The following is a 15,625-nucleotide window of genomic DNA, read 5'->3' as shown; positions in this document are numbered from 1 at the left end:
GCCCCACGTCGCCAGCGTCCTTCCCGGTGGGCAGCGGTGGGTCGAACGGGTCAAAAATTCTTCGACAAAAAAGCTCGGCGTCCCCGGCCGCAACCCCGGAGACCTTCTGCATCAGGAGCAGAAAGTTCGAGCGGCGTGCGCTCGAACCCCTCGGAGAGGAAGATGCCGGACGAGCCGCGGGCCACCGTACTGGAAAAGCACCGTTGTGCACCACAAGGCGCTCGGTGACGCCGTAGAGCGTCTCGCGTCGCGCGTCCCGGGCCAGACCAACGCCCGGACGGACACGTGTGCCCACGGCTAGGTTTGCTGCACTACACTTCCTCGCGCAGCGATACGGCTTCTTTTACCTACGCGCGGGACGTGCCGACACCCTGAGCGCTCGCACCGGCTCGCGTGCCCGCGCGGGGCCCGGCGGACCGCTCGGCGGCGCGCCCATTGACCCCGGCCCGTGCCGGCGCGAGCTATCCATCATGAACGCGCCAACGTACGAGCTGTACTACTGGCCTGGCATTCAGGGCCGCGGCGAATTCGTGCGCCTCGCGCTCGAGGACGCCGGCGCTCCTTATGTCGATATGTCGATGTCGCCCGCCTGCCCGCGGCGAAGCACGGCGGCGTCGCCGCCATGCAGAAGCTCATGAAGAGCCACGCGCTCGCGCTCGAGCCCTTCGCGCCGCCGTTTCTCCGCTCCGGCGATCTCGTGATCGCCCAGGTGGCCAACATCCTCTTCTACCTCGGCCTCGCGCCGGACGACGAGGCGAGCAGGCTCGGCGCCCATCAGCTCCAGCTCACCATCACCGATCTGGTCGCCGAGGTGCACGACACGCACCACCCCATCTCTGTCGAGCTCTATTACGAGGACCAGAAGCCCGAGGCCCTCCGCCGCAGCCAGGCCTTCCTCGCCGAGCGCATGCCCAAGTTCCTCGGCTATTTCGAGCGCGTCCTCGAGCGCCACGGCGGCCGTCACGTCCTGGGAGGCGCGATGTCCTACGTGGATCTCTCGTTGTTCCAGGTGATCGCGGGCCTCCGCTACGCGTTCCCGCACGCCATGGCCGCCTTCGCGCCCAGGATCCCCGGGCTCGTCGCCCTGCACGACCGCGTGGCCGAGCGCCCGCGGATCGCGGCCTACCTGGCCTCGGATCGGCGGATACGCTTCAACGAAGACGGCATCTTCCGGCACTATCCGGAGCTCGATCCGGCGCCGTCGAAGAGGCGGTGAATCCGCCCGACGCGATCTCGAGCTTCGTGCGGGTCGCGCTCGCGCAGGGAGCGCTCGCGACGCTGCACCGCGCGTGCGTCACGCGTCGTCTCGACGCTGAGCCGCTGGGGCGGCGTGGAGCAGCTCGCGCCCCTCATCGCGCGGGTCGGTCCTCGTAGGTCTCGAGCAGCACCCACCGCCCGCCCTCGAGGCGGTACACCTCGAGCGTCGCTGGCTGAGCTCGTAGGACCGATTCCCTAGCTGTAACCTGTACGGTACATGGACAGCACTACGTACAGCGCGCACCCCCACACCTGTCCGGGCGCTCACTCGCGATACGCGCCGACATTGATCGACAACGTCCGCATCCAGCGATGAATCTGCACGCGAGATTTGCCCATGTCGCGCGCCACGCGCATTGTGGGGGTTGCGTTACGTATGCGGGAGATGTTACGGGTGGGCTTGCGTCATTCGGAATTTTTCGTCGATGAGCAGCCCCGAATGCCTCTCCTGGAGCTCTTGGGCGGTAAAGCAGCAATCACGCCGACTCCTGCCTGACTGCGACAGGCACGGGACTTGTCGTGCGCCGGCCCCCCACGGGTGCCCACCCCTTGGGCCTTCACCTCTTCACTCGTAACAGGAGCCAATGAGAACCAGACACACGGTCGCACTGCCCCTCTTGTGCCTCGGTGTCATCATCGCTGCCAGTTGCAGCGATACGGCGCCCCCGCCCATCGGCCCCCCGCCCGACGAAACGCTGCCGGCGGGAACGAACATCTCAGGAGGCGACACGACAGAAGCCCTCGACGCCATCGCCGCCAACTGGCAGCCCTCGCTCGACCCCGATTACAACAACCTGACCCCACGGCCGGGTGTCGAACCCGCGACGAAGGCGCAAACGGACGACGTAACCGTCACGGCCACCGAGCTCGTCTTCCCCAGAGCGACGCACCCGGAAGTTCTCACCTGGAAGCCCGGGCGCATCGTCGTCGCGGGGCCGGGTGCAGGCGCAGGGAAAAACCCCTTGGGCTTTGCTCGGCGCGTCGTGAGCGTCGCCGAGCAGGGAGCGAACATCGTCGTCACGACGGAAATCCCCGTCCTTCAAGAGCTCTTCGAGGGCGACGTGCAGATGACGTTCGATCCCGCCAAAGCTCAGGCAGTCGACTTGACCAAGCTCGACCTGGAGTGGGCCGCCGAGAATCTGTACGCCAATGTCGACTTTTCCAGCGAAAGCCCCGGAGTTCTCACCGACAGCTTCCCCCTCGAGGCAGGCGACGTCGGTGAGGACGGCATGTCGCTGCCTCCGGCAATGCCTGGCGATCCGGCCTTCGGTTGGCTCGCCAAAGCCGCGAAGAAGGGCGTCAGCGCCGTCGGGGGCGCCATTGGCGGAGCGGCGAAGGCCATCGCGAGCGCGTCGAACACCGTTTGGCAAACCGTGACAGCGAAGAGCTTCGACGGCAGCGTTCCGCTGGACAAGGAAATCAGCAAGTCGGTTTCACAAGACTTTCTCGACCTCGACTACAAGAAAACCTTCAACCCCTCGGGCAAGTTGCCGCTGGAGCTAGGCATCAAGGGCAACGCAATCGTCACCGGCACGCTGGCCTTCAACCCGAAAGTGCAGGTCGGCTTCACCGTTCCGGGGCTGGGCTCCATCGGAGGGGACAAGCCGTTTGCCTTGTGGATCAACGCCGACAGTTACTTGCGCGCATCGGAGAAGATCGACCTCGCGTTCAAGGCTACCCTCGAGTCGGCCGGAGGCAAGTCGGGGGTCGACCTGGAAAACCTCTTCAAGGAAGCGCCCACGACCCGGGCCGAAGTCGAAACGCACACCAAAGAATTCTTCCTGGGCCATCCGGATCTCAAGCCGGGCACGGCTTGGACGAAGACGATCTTCATCTCCAAGCCAATGACACAAACGGTCGCGGCCGGCCCCGTGCCGGTGGTCTTCACCGAGACGTTCCAGCTCGACCTCGAGTGCGGCCTCCAAGCGCAGGCGAACATCACCGCGGTGCTCGAAACAGAGCAATCGCTGACGTTCAAATACTCGGCACGCTATGAGAAGGGAGCCGTCACGAGCTCGAAGCCGGATGTCAAAGTAGGCAACAGGTTCAACATTCAAGTGCTCGCCGGTGGCTCGCTTGTCGCCACGTGCGGGCTCATTCCCCGCATCAATGCGTTCATTTATGACACCATTGGATTGAACGCGGGACTCCGGGCGTCGATCATCGGGCGAGCATCGTATACGACTTCCTGCGAAAACGCCGCGACGACCTGGAAGCCCGAAGGGGAAGTGAAGCTCGGCCTTTCGGCCGGCCTCGGCCTCAAGGTCGGAGCGCGCGGACAGGTCCCGGGCTCGAGCTTCCTTGGCACATCCGGAACCCCGCTTGGGGCGACGTGGTATCCGCCCGAGCTCTTCACAAAAGAATTTCCGTTGTATGAAGACAAGTGGAGCGTACTGGGGCTCGGTTACTGCACGCCCACGTGCACCAACGCGGCGCAGGACGCCCTCGAAACCGACGCCGATTGCGGCGGCGGTCAATGCAATGGCTGTGCGGAAGGCAAAGGGTGCTCGAAGAACAGCGATTGCGCGGTCGGCTTCTGCGCGGCCGGGAAGTGCTCGAATACGGATCATTGCCAGGATGGGATCATCGACGGGGACGAGACCGCCACGGATTGCGGCGGAGCGCTCTGTGACAAGTGCCCCCTTGGGCGGGCGTGCTTGACGCCGAGCGATTGCAAGAGCGGCTTCTGCAAAGCGTTGCCGGGAAGCGGCTCCAGCCTTGGATTCTGCGTGGCCGATCCCTGCGAGGACAACACGAAGAACAACGGTGAATGCGGGGCCGATTGCGGCGGCGGCTGCAACGCCTGCGCGCTGGGCGCGTATTGCAACATTGACGCGGAGTGCGCGACCGGCGCCAGCAACGGCTATCGATGCGTCGATGAGACGTGCAAGGACCTGAAGCTCTCGCCTGGCGAGTCGGACATCGATTGCGGTGCCGCCTGCTTCATCGGCTGCGCACAGGGTCAGAGGTGCTTTCAGGACGCTGATTGCGCCGATGGAAGTTGCATTGCGGGCATCTGCGAGAACCAGTGGCTCTCGAGCTGTGCGGAGCGCCGAGCAGCGGATCCGGCGGCCGCCGACGGCGATTACACGCTCTACGTCGGCGGCGATCCTCAAAAGCCCTGGACGGCATATTGCCATGACATGGCGGGCACGCCCAGGACCTACCTCTCGCTCGTCAACACGACGAACGCGAACTATTCGCAATATACCGCCGGGGGGGCTTCTCCCGGGACCGACGTGCGGACGAGCTTCACGAAGGTGCGGATCGATCCGGCGACGCTCCAGGTGGATCCCAACGACCTGACGTTCTCCACATCGACCGGCAGTTTGGACCACGGCGATGCAATCCTCACTTCCGTACCCTATGGGTCCGCTGTCGACTGCTTGGCCCAGGGGAGCAGCTCCGGCGTCGGAAACGTCGATCTCACAGGGGTCCCCTTCGTCGTCGCCCCCGACCAGTTTACCGTGGCTGGCTTCATGCCGAGCGGCAATACCACGTATGGTGCAGGTGGGCGCACGGTGCACCTCACAGGCGGCGGCCATTGCGGCTGGAATACGGTCACAGGCGGCAACCCGATCGAGGTCGTCCCGCCGCTCCAGCTCGTGTATGCGCTCGTCACCCCCGCCACGTCGTTCAAAGACGCCGAATACTGGAGTAGCAGCCTGAGCGACGCCGAAGGGTGGGGCGCCAGCGAGGCCCGTTATGGGTCCATTCAATACGCCGACGTGAACGGCGACAATCGCGACGACGTCTGCGGGCGCGACGTGGACGGGATGCACTGCGCGCTTTCCACGGGCACCGCATTTGACGCGCTCTCCCACTGGTCAAACGATTACACCGACCCGGGTTGGACCCCAGACGCACATTGGAAGACCATCCGCTTCCCCGACCTCAACGGCGACGGCAAGGCGGACGTTTGCGGGCGCGGCGGTGACGGAATCATCTGTGGCCTATCGACAGGCGCTGCGTTTGCCGCGACGAGCTGGTGGACGACCGATTTCAGCAACAGCAACGGCTGGAGCCACGGTCCCGAGTATTATGGGACAATCCAGTTCCCCGACCTCAACGGCGATGGCAAGGCTGACATCTGTGGGCGCCATGAGCTTGGGATGCGCTGCGCGCTCTCCACGGGCACCGAATTTGGCGCGTCGTCTTTCTGGTCAGACGATTACAGCGACGAGGCGGGGTGGACCTCGGACATACACTGGAAGACCATCCGCTTCCCCGACCTCAACGGCGACGGCAAGGCGGACGTCTGCGGGCGCGGCGGTGACGGAATCATCTGTGGCCTATCGACAGGCGCTGCGTTTGCCGCGACGAGCTGGTGGACGACCGACTTCAGCAACAGCAACGGCTGGAGCCACGGTCCCGAGTATTATGGGACAATCCAGTTCCCCGACCTCAACGGCGATGGCAGCGCCGACGTCTGCGGGCGCGAAGAGTCTGGGATTCGCTGCGCGCTCTCCACGGGCACCGCATTTGGCGCGTCATCCATCTGGGTCAATGCCTATGCGGACGCCGGTAACTGGAGCTCGCAGCCCTATTACTGGGCGACAATCCGCTTCCCGGACATCAATGGCGACGGCAAAGCCGACGTGTGCGGCCGGGGAGCGAATCAGGTGCTCTGCGCGGTGTCCTCGGGAACGGCATTCACTGGCATAAGCGACTGGGACCTGAACTACACCGACTCGAACGCCTGGAACGCGAACGCATCGCGCTGGTCGACGATCCGCTTCCCCGACATCAATGGCGACGGCAGCTCCGACATCTGCGGCCGCAATGCAGGCGGCCTGTTCTGCGGCCTCGCGCTCCCCTGACGCTGCCCCATCCCCCTCCGACGCTCCCCCTGAACAGGCGTTCCTGGTTCGGGAACATCCGCCAGCGGTCGAGTCGAAGCGCTGGACATGCCTGTGCCAACACCTCATCGCCGCGAGCTCACGGCGGCCGCGCGCTTCTCGAAGCGCGACCTCAGCACCGCAAACGCCAATGCACCTGCCGCCACGAGGCCCACGCCGACAACCATCGCGTTCGAGGGCGACCCACCGTCGGGCGGCGTCGATGTAGGCGCCGATTCCACCAGGCGAATGGCCAGATCATCAAATAATGCCGCGGCCTCCCCCCGATTGGTGATTTGCACGTAATAACGCTCCTGCGGCAGCTCCAACGACGCCTCGAATCGACCACCCGCACGCGTGAATGCTGGCCGTGCCCCGAGCGCCGTTGCCTCGTGTCGACGCTCACGATGGTTACTGCTCGATCGTGCAGGCTGGTTGCTGTCCATCGCGCTGGTGAGCGGTCCCGCTCGTGGCCCTGGTGGTCGGCCCATCCCACGGCCGAAGCTGCCGGGGTGCTCGGCCGCGTCACAAATGCCCGCGCCGAGCGCGCGGCGGCTACGCCACCCGCGTGACCTCGCGCGCCGCACCGAGCAGCCGGCAGCGGAGGGCGTCTCCGTCGTAGAAGAAGCGTGCGCGACCGCACCAGGCTGGGCCTTGAAGGATCTCTTCTGTGATCGCGCCGTCGCGCTCGCCAGAGGCGACGGCCCCCACGCCCGCAACGACTCACGCCTATCTCACGTCGATGGTGATCGCGTAGCGCATCTCGCGCTCGCACGTGAGGGCGAACTCGAAGCTGCTCGAGGCGTTCCTGTACACGCAGCCGGCCGGATGCGAGCTTTTGCGAATCGTGCGGTCCGAGGCGCTCCAGAACCAGCCGATGGACTCGGGCGCGCCATTGCAATCGAGCAGCCAGGTCCAGCCGCTCACCCCCTCCCCCTTCAGGTGGATGCACTTGTTCGCGGCGACGTTGCGCAGCGATCCGTCGCCGCCGAAGATCCAGCGTGCGGCGGGGCGGCCCCTCCCGTAATCGACGAAGACCGCTCTCCATCGCGATCCGTTTTGGAAGTAGTCCTCCGCGTAGAGCTCTGCGCCATCGTACGCGTGGACGAGCATCACGTCCGTGCGCTTGCCGCGAAGCAGGCTGCCCGCCGGATCGACGCCCCACGGATTGCCGCCCTCGTCGACGCTCACCTGCGCGAGCCGGCCGCCTCGCCGATCCCAGTCCCGGCTGTTCCACCAGAAGAGCGTGCCGTCGTTGCCCACGACCCAGACGGAGCGCTCCGCGCCGATGCCGATGTCCGTCGCGCCGCCCGGGATCTGGTTCCAGTCGGCCCCGTTCCAGCGGTAGATCGCGTTGTACGCGTTCACGACCCACGGCACGCCATCGGGATCGACGTCGATGCGCGCGGCCACGCCGGGCTTCTGCACCCAGCCCGCCTGCCCTTCCCACCGGTAGATGTTGAAGTTGCCGCGGCCGTCGCCGCCGCCGCCGATCGCCCACATGTGGTCGCCGACGGCGCTGCGCCCGACATCGCGGATGTCGCCGTACACCTGATACCAGCCGCCGTTCCAGGTGAAGAGCTTCTGGTCCCTCGTCACGACCCACGGGTTGCCGCCGCTATCGACGTCGATGCGCAGTCCGGTGGTGATGCCGCCGATCTCGGTCCACGCGCCGGGCGGGGTGTCGAAACGGTAGACCTTGCCGGTGATGCCGACCGCCCAGACCTTGCCGCCGCCGTGGCCGATGTCGAGCCCGGTGCCGCCGGTGCCGAAGAACTGGAGGTCCTGCGCCGTCGCGACGGCGCTGGACATGAGACACGCACCGGCGAGCGCACTACGGACGAATGATTTCGCGTTCATGGACGTCTCCTTGATCGAGCCCGCGCTCCCGCGGCGGGCCGTGATGGCTCATAGGAGCACATTCATAGCGCCGCACGAACGGCATATTGCCCTGGTGCGCGGTGTCGAGCCCGCAGCAGCCATTGCAGCGGGGTTGTCCCCGTCTGCTCCTTGAAGCGCCTGTTCAACGAACGGACGCTCATCGCCGCCTCCGCCGCGACGGCCGCCCCGCTCGGAGGAAGGGGGTTCGCCCCCGGTTCGATCCCTGACGGCCTCGAACAGCGCGAGCATGGCATCGGGCTTCCGCGGCGGCCCGTGCCCCGCCGGGGTCTGCCCGACGGATCACACCTGCGGCTGCGATGACGCCGGGCGGATCACCTTCATCGAGGTCAACCACGCGGGCGTGCGGCGCGACCGGCGGTTGATCGACCACGATCCGCAGGGCCGGCGACGCGAGATCCGACTCGACCGTGAGGCCGACGGGTACATCGACGCCCGCTTCGTGTATGCGCATGGTGCCGACGGAACGTGCGTCGTCGAGGCCCGCGACGACGACCTCTTAGGTTTGCTGCGCCACACTGCCTCGCGCTGCGATCCGGCTTCTTTTACCTACGCGCAAGCTTCATTTCTTCTTTCCGAGAAAAAAGTTGTCACATTAGACTCAATTCCGGAAACCAGAACGCAATTGCTTCCTCGTTCAATCCTTCTTCACCTGTCCACCAGCAAGTCGGGTAACGCCATTCTTTCTTATAAAAATGTGGAGGAAGATCTTCATGTGGACGAAACCAGGTGTTGCAAACAATCGGCCTGTTGGGCGCGGTTAGAATGCCGCAATAACCCAGCGTTTCAAGTATGCCCTGGCGATCAGACTTATTCCCTTTAACAAGGCCTGACAGGCTCTCATTCAATTCTTTCAATTGAGCCGTCTCAGGCAATGCCCTGATGACCGAGAAGATCTTCAATAAAATTTTCCAATCCGCTTCGCTTGGTTTGACTTTCTCGCCTTCCTGAGACCAGATCAAATCTGCCAGTGCATAGCCTGGCGAGGGATGGTGAATGCCGCCGCCGCGAAAGCGAATTAGTATATATTCGATGACTCCTGCGTGTCCATTGTTTGGATTTCGCAGAAGGCCGCAAATCTGGCATTCGTAATTCCCTGTGTGGCCCAATGCCTTTTCTTGCGCATCATGCGCGGGGTGATGCAAATGATAGGCATAAGAAGAAAGCGGCGAGCGCCAATCGGGTCTGCCGGCACTCAAACTGGCGACAAATGAATTAACAAGGCTGACACGATCCATCTGTCTAACCTTGTCGCGTAACATGGAAATAGTTTGATCGTGGTCATTGAGCGGCAAACGCAACAGCGCTTTTTTCTCTGTAGCATAAGCAAGATCTTCTTCCGGCGGCTCCAGATAATCCGTCAACGCCGGATCAAAAGCATCCAGATCTTTACACGCGTTGTATGCGATATTCAGCGCCTTTTTATCAAGGCCAAACTTCTTCGCTTCGCGCGCTATCTGATTCTGTGCCTTGTCGGATTGATTGCGTTGCCAGAAACTTTTTTCTTCCATGGCTGATCGTATTGTTTCTATTTGTTTGCACAGTGCCCTAAAAGTCACCGACCAATCGATATGACAAGTTCTCCATGTGCAAAGCTCGCTGCGCACCGATCAATTTGCACATGTCCGGAACGCCATCAATTCTATCCCACCGACATCAAGCGGGCCGGGGCGGCGCGGGAGGCGACGCGGGCCGGGTCTGCCGGTAGAGCGTGGCGCGGCTGACGCCGAGCGCGGCACACGCCTGCGCGATGGGGATGTGCGGGTCATCGAGCTCCTCGATGACGTCCATCAGCGCTCTCCGCCGGTCGTGAGATTGACGCCCAGAATGGCAGAGACTTTCTTTTGGAGGTCGATGAGCTTCTCGGCGAACGCGAGCTTCTCCTCGAGCCGCCGAGCGCTCCTCGAGCTCGGCGATGCGCCGGTCCTTCGCGTCCTGCTTCGGCTTGCGGCCGGGCTTACGCTCCGCGAGAGCCTCGCTGCCGTGGAGGGCGAGCTGCTTGCGCCACGCCGCCAGGAGGGAGCTGTAGATGCCCTCGCGGCGCAGCAACGCCTCGATGTCCCCGCGCTGGGTGCACGTGGCCGCCTCGCGAACGATGCGCAGCTTCTCCGCCGCGGAGAACTTCCGCCTCTTGCCCGGCTTCGGCACGCTCTCGACGGCGGCGCCACTCGGGCGAGCAGCAGCGCCCTGCGCCGCTGGGGCGGGGGCAGGATCGACCGCTCGGAGATGGGAAGGCTTCGGCACGGGTCAGGTCCATTCTCCGCCCTCTCATCACAGATTTCCAGGGGTAGCTTGTCTCACCCGACGTTGGCACAGAGGGCTGCGCGTCGTCCGGAGGCGCGCAAGCCACGCTCTCCCAACCGAGGGCCGCCATACTGGAAGAGCACCGTTGTGCGCCGCAAGGCGCCCGGTGGCGCCGCATAGCGTCTCGCGACGCGCCTCCCGGGCCAGGCCAACGCCCGGACGGACACGTGTGCCCACGGCACGCCGATGCGCCCCTTAGCGCACGGCGCCGCCCGGACCACGCTCTTTCGACCCAAGACCGAGCCATCACGACGCTCGCGGTCCCACCATTGGGCCTGTGCTTTGCGACGACACGGACTCGAGCGTCTTGCGGGATGACAAAGCCGAGCGCCTCGCGGTGCGCATTGCAATACCGGAACATTGACCGATGCCTCGTTCCGAGGGAGACTCGCCGCATGGGACTGCTGACCTTCAGCATCAACGTCACCCTGGACGGCTGCGTCGACCACCAGGAGGGGATCGTCGACGACGAGACGCACGCCTTCTTCACCCGCCTCATGGACGAGAGCGGCGCGATGCTGTGGGGCCGCGTCACCTACGAGATGATGGAGAGCTACTGGCCGGCGGTCGCCCGCGGCGACGAGGAGGCGCCTCCGGCGATGCACGAGTGGGCGCTCAAGCTGGAGACCAAGCCGAAGTACGTGGTGTCGTCCACGCGCAAGGACTTCCCGTGGACCAACAGCCACCACATCGCCGGCGATCTGCGCATGGGCGTGCAGAAGCTCAAGGACGCGACCCCGGCCGGCGTGCTCCTCGGCAGCGGCAAGCTCGCGACCGAGCTGGATCGGCTGGATCTCATCGACGAGTACAAGTTCCTCGTCCACCCCAAGCTCGCCGGCCGCGGCCCGACCCTGTACCAGAGCGGGCTGCCCGCCACGCGGCGGCTCGAGCTGGTCTCGGCCAAGCCGCTCCGCTGCGGCGCGGTGGCGATGCACTACCGGCGCGCGCGCTGACGCAGAGGAGCCCCATCGCGCCCAGCGCGCGGGCCAGCGCGTCGTCGGGAGCCTTCTCGCCGCGCAGCACCGCGGCGATGTTCGGGGTGATCGCGCCGCGGATGGCGCGGCCGGCGAGCGCGGCGTTCAGGATCGGCGGGTCGCCGGCGAATGGCGAACCAGCCGCGCGGCGGGGGGCGAGCTGTACCAGTGGATGCACGAGCTGCACTTGCGGCTCGTGCCCAGTACACCGATGTACGTCGCAACGCAGTACGCCATGCGTGGGCGCGAGCGTCGCTCGCGGCTCCGGCCGCCAGCGGCGCTGACGCGTCCTGAACGACGCGGACCTCAATCTTCGTGCCGGGGGCGAGCTCCTCGCCGGCCCTGTCGTACCCGCCCGTGCTCGCCGGGGCCGTGGGCTGACGCTGCCCCGCGCCCAGCATCGTCGACCCCGACGAGAGCCGCAAGGCGTCGCGCCCATGGCGATGGCTGGGCGCTTACGGAGAGCCGACGGCTCGTAACCGCCCACCACCGCGGGCGACGCGACGGCGGAGGGCGTGATTGCGAATTGCAACTCCCGGTAAGCGTCGAACGGCGGCGCAGGAGCCGGCCGAGCTTCGAGAATCGCCGGTGTCCGCCGTGCGGGGACCACGAGCGGTGCTATGGTGCGCCGCACCCCGCGGTCCCCGACATGCTCCGAGCGTGACGGCTCCTCTCGGGGTGCATCCTATCTTACGCAGGGAGATCAGATTCATGCGACAGTCCTATGTTGCTCTTGCGAGGGTGTTGTGTGTCGCGTCGGCGGCCCTGGCCGCCTCGGCCTGTGGAGGCGACGAGGGCGCTTCTTCCGATCGGGCTCCCGACATCGAGCGCTCCGACACGGGAGCGCTGCTGGAGGACGCCGTCGACTCCCCGCCGTCCGGCGCGGGCTCGCCGGGTGACGAAGGATCCCCCGGAGGCGGCGCGAGCGCGGTCTGCCAGCTGCCCGACGGTCCGCGCTCGTTCGATGAGCTCAAGGGCCCGCCCGGGAGCCTGGCGGCCGACTGCGTTCCCACGTGGACCGAGGAGCAGCTGAGCTCCGGGTTCGCCGCGATCCGCGACAGCCGGCTGCTCACCGTGCCGGAGCAACCCGGGTTTCTGCGGCGGATCCCCTGGCTCGCGGCCGACAACGGCTGCGAGGAGCGGGCCGAGGCGGCGGTCTACTTCTTCCACCAATGGGACTATCCGACGCCCTACTTCGCCAGGGTCAAGGCAAAGCCGCGCAAGCGGCTGGTCTTCCAGACAGCCAACGAGCCGTCCGGAACCGTGACGTGGTCCGGCCACGTCGCGCCCGTGGTCCGGGTCGGCGGGCAGCTCATGATCCTGGACGTCGCCATCGATCCGTCGCGGCCCCTCCCGATCGCGGAGTGGCTCTCTCAATTCAGCGTTGCCGGCGACATCGACGTCGCGTTGTGCCGCGACCACGCCCTGGGGGAGGGGTGCTTCGACGCTGTGCCCGTGGAGCCGCCGCCGCCCAACCTGAACCCCGGTGGCAGCATGTACACGCGGCTCCTGACCGAATGGCGAGTTCAGGAGATCCTCGGGCGCGATCCGTACCGGGTCCTCGGCGACTGTCCGCTGTGGGGCACCTGCGCCGAGCCGGAGCCCGCGCCCGATCCGGGCCTCCCGCCAAGCATCCGGCGCTTTGCGTCGGACCAGTTCGACAGCGCCGTCTGGTATCCCATCTACGTCATCGGGGACAATTTCGTCGAAGGCTGGACGACCGTGCGCATCACCGGAAACGGCATCGACGAGCTCGCGCCCATCGACGCCTGCAACATTCGCAGGATCCTGATCACCCAGGAGTATCCGCCCGGCGACTATCAGGTGACGGTGGCAAACGGAGAGCTCGCGAGTCAGGCGAGCCTTCGTATTCAGTGACCCGGCGTTGCCACACTCGAGAGTGAAGAGCTCTTCCGTACATGACCGAGCACCGGCGTGACCCTCGAGCCTATTCTGGCTTGATGTTCCCGGCGAGCTCGAAGATCGGCGCGTACATCGCGTACATCGCCGCGGCGAGGGCGATCACCCCAAGGAAGAAGGCGAGCACCACCATGGCGCGGCGGAGCGCGGGCGTGCTGGCAGCAGGCAGCGCCAGCGCGACCACGGCGGGCGAGGCCACCAAAATGCCCAACGCCGGAGAGGCCCACGGGGTCAGCGCCACGCGCGTCACCGCGGGGAGCGCTCCGCCGAACTCGGCGAATATCCCGGCGAACGACGGCGCGATCGTGAATGGGAACGTGAGCAGCGCCAGCGACAGCAGGCCAACGACGACGACGGCGACCCAATCGAGGGCAGTGAACGAACTGGAGGCGCTCATCGAGGACGATCGTAGCATGTCTTCGCCGGCTTCACGGACGGTCCGACCCAGGCGTCGCCCAGCGCGGAGAACGGAGCCGTGGCGATCTCGGGCAAGACCGCGACGTTCACGCCGAGCGGCTGCGGACACGCGGAGTTCTCGGTCGAGGTCACCGACAAGGACGGCTCCAAGATGACGCGCGACGTGCTCGTCTTCGTCGACGGAACGTGCGACTGAAGTCAGCGCTCACAAGCTAGGCTTCCGGCGCGGTCGGAGGGGCTCGAGCGCGCTCTCCTCGAAGCCGAGGCCATCGCCCTTCATCCGCGCACCGCTCCAAGGCCGGGAACATCCACGACAGCGCGTGAAACCGCCGGCGCTGGGCGCTGGCTCCTTCGCTTCGGTGCCGCCTGCCCACCTGGACGCCGCTGCTGGCCAGGGGTGTGACCAAAAATTCCATCCGGAGCGATGCGTCCACCTTGACTTCGTGGAAAATAGTGATCTACGGTACTATTCTGGTTAACAAAGTGGCGTGCGGCCAGCTACCGCGGGTTTGAACGGACGATCGCGGCAGCGTTCGAGCACGCCGGAACAGGAGGAGGTCATTCTTATGCATGGGATCATGCTGCCCATCGGGGCTATCGGTCTGTCTTTGCTTGTCGGGATCACCGGTTGTCATGCGCCCTCCGGCGCGGGCGACGACGGCTCGTCGGAGGCTGTCGCGTCGTCCAGTCAAGCCCTGACCCACGACTGGAGTCTCACGTTCCGCGAGCCTTACAGCTGGATGATTCCTCAGCGGGTCGCGGTCGACGGATCGGGCAACTCCATCATGGTCGGGTGGTACGGCGGCTCGGCGGACTTCGGCGGCAGCACGTTCTTCAGCGCGGGCTACTCTGCTGGCTATGTGGCAGCGTTCAGCAGCGCGGGCAGCCACCTCTGGAGCAAGAGCTTCGATTTTGCGGATGTCCGCGGCGTCGCCACGGACAGCTCGGGCAACGTGGTCATCACGGGAGTGATGTGGGACGACGTCGACTTCGGCGGCGGGACGGTGACCAACAGCAGCGGCACGGGCGGCAGCCTGTACGTCGCGAAATACAACTCGTCTGGCACCCACCTCTGGAGCGACAGCTACGGCAGCGGGCCTGTCGCGGTCGGCGATGAGCTCACGATCGACTCCTCGGACAATGTCATCCTCGTCGGTGAATACGACGGCAACCTCACGATCGGCAGCGACTCTAATACCCTGTCATGGGGCGGCTCGGTCCTGGCGAAGTTCGACAGCTCGGGGACCCCTGTCTTTGCCAGGTTCTTCGAGGAGTCGGGCGCCAGCTCGCATATCTTCAGCTCGGGCGTCGCCGTCGATCTCAACGACGACAGCATCGCGGTCACGGGCTCGTTCATCACGACCGCGGACTTCGGCAACGGCACGCTGACCAGCAACACCGGGGGCACTGGCAACGACGCCTTCGTCGCGAAATTCGATAGCAGCGGCACTGCGCTCTGGAGCAAATCCTTCGGCAACGGCGACTCGTATGGTCTGCACGTCGTCGTCGACTCGTCTGGGAACCCCATCGTGGCCGGCCAGTATTTTGGAACCGTCGACTTTGGCAGCAACACGCCCACGCTCACGAGCGGGGGGTCCGTCTCTACCTTCGTCACGCAGTTCGACAGCAGCGGAACGGACATCTGGACCAAGGGCTTCATCGACGCGCACACGTGGAATCACGGCCTCGCGACGAACAGCTCCGACGACGTGATGCTCGCCGGAAACGTCTGGAGCAGCGTCAACTTTGGCGGGGGGGCGTTGACCCCTGGATCGTGGGGTGACGTCTTTGTCGCGCAGTGGGATACGACCGGAACGTATGTCGACAGCGTGCTTTATACCGGTGGCTCATTTCAGACCGCCGTCGCCGTCGCAGTGGACAGCTCGGACAACACGATCCTCCTTGGGCAGCACGGGGTGAGCGCCAGCTCCGTGGATTTTGGCGGAGGTCCATTGTCGTACCAGAGCGACGGTACCAGCGAGCTGGACGTGTTCCTCGCCCACATGTCCCCCTGAC

Annotated in this window: 10 protein-coding genes and 2 pseudogenes; 6 read left to right on the top strand and 6 right to left on the bottom strand. The window is 65.4% G+C overall.

Annotated elements, in window-relative coordinates; genetic code table 11:
* The first annotated feature begins 470 nt into the window (after positions 1-470).
* Both ACSRUE_RS06700 and ACSRUE_RS06695 read left to right on the top strand, forming a co-directional pair.
* A pseudogene (locus tag ACSRUE_RS06700) lies at positions 471-1,216 on the top strand (glutathione S-transferase).
* 625 nt (positions 1,217-1,841) lie between these two features.
* Positions 1,842-6,077, top strand: a complete 4,236-nt coding sequence (locus ACSRUE_RS06695) for a hypothetical protein (RefSeq protein WP_441290291.1) — start codon at positions 1,842-1,844, stop codon at positions 6,075-6,077.
* A 104-nt stretch (positions 6,078-6,181) separates the two neighbouring features.
* Here the strand turns inward: ACSRUE_RS06695 and ACSRUE_RS06690 are convergent, their stop codons facing one another.
* The 5 genes and pseudogenes from ACSRUE_RS06690 to ACSRUE_RS06670 form a co-directional block, all read right to left on the bottom strand.
* Complete coding sequence (locus tag ACSRUE_RS06690; RefSeq protein ID WP_441290290.1) at positions 6,182-6,424, bottom strand: hypothetical protein; 243 nt, start codon at positions 6,422-6,424, stop codon at positions 6,182-6,184.
* Between the two features lie 400 nt (positions 6,425-6,824).
* Positions 6,825-7,955 (bottom strand): tectonin domain-containing protein, encoded by a 1,131-nt coding sequence (locus ACSRUE_RS06685; protein ID WP_441290289.1) that lies wholly within the window; start codon positions 7,953-7,955, stop codon positions 6,825-6,827.
* A 95-nt stretch (positions 7,956-8,050) separates the two neighbouring features.
* Positions 8,051-8,155, bottom strand: a pseudogene (locus ACSRUE_RS06680) (helix-turn-helix domain-containing protein); the annotation flags it as partial.
* 429 nt (positions 8,156-8,584) lie between these two features.
* Positions 8,585-9,505, bottom strand: coding sequence for a hypothetical protein (locus tag ACSRUE_RS06675; RefSeq protein WP_441290288.1), 921 nt, complete (start codon positions 9,503-9,505; stop codon positions 8,585-8,587).
* A 145-nt stretch (positions 9,506-9,650) separates the two neighbouring features.
* The gene (locus tag ACSRUE_RS06670; protein WP_441290287.1) at positions 9,651-10,238 is read right to left on the bottom strand and encodes a transposase; all 588 of its coding nucleotides are present in this window, start codon (positions 10,236-10,238) and stop codon (positions 9,651-9,653) included.
* 455 nt (positions 10,239-10,693) lie between these two features.
* On the opposite strand from ACSRUE_RS06670, the gene ACSRUE_RS06665 reads away from it, so the two are divergent.
* Both ACSRUE_RS06665 and ACSRUE_RS06660 read left to right on the top strand, forming a co-directional pair.
* Positions 10,694-11,251 carry a dihydrofolate reductase family protein gene (locus tag ACSRUE_RS06665; protein WP_441290286.1) on the top strand — a complete coding sequence of 186 codons (558 nt, stop codon included), beginning with the start codon at positions 10,694-10,696 and terminating at the stop codon, positions 11,249-11,251.
* A 762-nt stretch (positions 11,252-12,013) separates the two neighbouring features.
* Positions 12,014-13,150, top strand: a complete 1,137-nt coding sequence (locus tag ACSRUE_RS06660; RefSeq protein ID WP_441290285.1) for a protein-glutamine glutaminase family protein — start codon at positions 12,014-12,016, stop codon at positions 13,148-13,150.
* A gap of 70 nt (positions 13,151-13,220) precedes the next feature.
* On the opposite strand, the gene ACSRUE_RS06655 is transcribed toward ACSRUE_RS06660, so the two are convergent.
* On the bottom strand, positions 13,221-13,589 hold the full coding sequence (locus ACSRUE_RS06655) for a hypothetical protein (protein ID WP_441290284.1): 369 nt from the start codon (positions 13,587-13,589) through the stop codon (positions 13,221-13,223).
* 78 nt (positions 13,590-13,667) lie between these two features.
* On the opposite strand from ACSRUE_RS06655, the gene ACSRUE_RS06650 reads away from it, so the two are divergent.
* Positions 13,668-13,805, top strand: a complete 138-nt coding sequence (locus tag ACSRUE_RS06650; RefSeq protein ID WP_441290283.1) for a hypothetical protein — start codon at positions 13,668-13,670, stop codon at positions 13,803-13,805.
* Positions 13,806-14,187: 382 nt separating this feature from the next.
* A complete protein-coding gene (locus tag ACSRUE_RS06645) occupies positions 14,188-15,624 on the top strand; it encodes a hypothetical protein (RefSeq protein ID WP_441290282.1) in 1,437 nt (478 codons plus the stop codon).
* The last annotated feature ends 1 nt before the right edge of the window (position 15,625 follow it).

This window comes from Sorangium sp. KYC3313, from assembly GCF_052075895.1.
Lineage (GTDB): Bacteria > Myxococcota_A > Polyangia > Polyangiales > Polyangiaceae > Sorangium > Sorangium cellulosum_B.
Note: the sequence above shows the minus strand (reverse complement) of the source record. Positions and strands in the feature narration are given on the sequence as shown.

What these genes read in the sequence shown, in the direction of transcription:
- ACSRUE_RS06685 (WP_441290289.1), bottom strand. Translation starts at nt 7,955, where the DNA reads ATGAACGCGAAATCATTCGTCCGTAGTGCGCTCGCCGGTGCGTGTCTC.
- ACSRUE_RS06645 (WP_441290282.1), top strand. Translation starts at nt 14,188, where the DNA reads ATGCTGCCCATCGGGGCTATCGGTCTGTCTTTGCTTGTCGGGATCACC.
- ACSRUE_RS06675 (WP_441290288.1), bottom strand. Translation starts at nt 9,505, where the DNA reads ATGGAAGAAAAAAGTTTCTGGCAACGCAATCAATCCGACAAGGCACAG.
- ACSRUE_RS06655 (WP_441290284.1), bottom strand. Translation starts at nt 13,589, where the DNA reads ATGAGCGCCTCCAGTTCGTTCACTGCCCTCGATTGGGTCGCCGTCGTC.
- ACSRUE_RS06695 (WP_441290291.1), top strand. Translation starts at nt 1,842, where the DNA reads ATGAGAACCAGACACACGGTCGCACTGCCCCTCTTGTGCCTCGGTGTC.
- ACSRUE_RS06665 (WP_441290286.1), top strand. Translation starts at nt 10,694, where the DNA reads ATGGGACTGCTGACCTTCAGCATCAACGTCACCCTGGACGGCTGCGTC.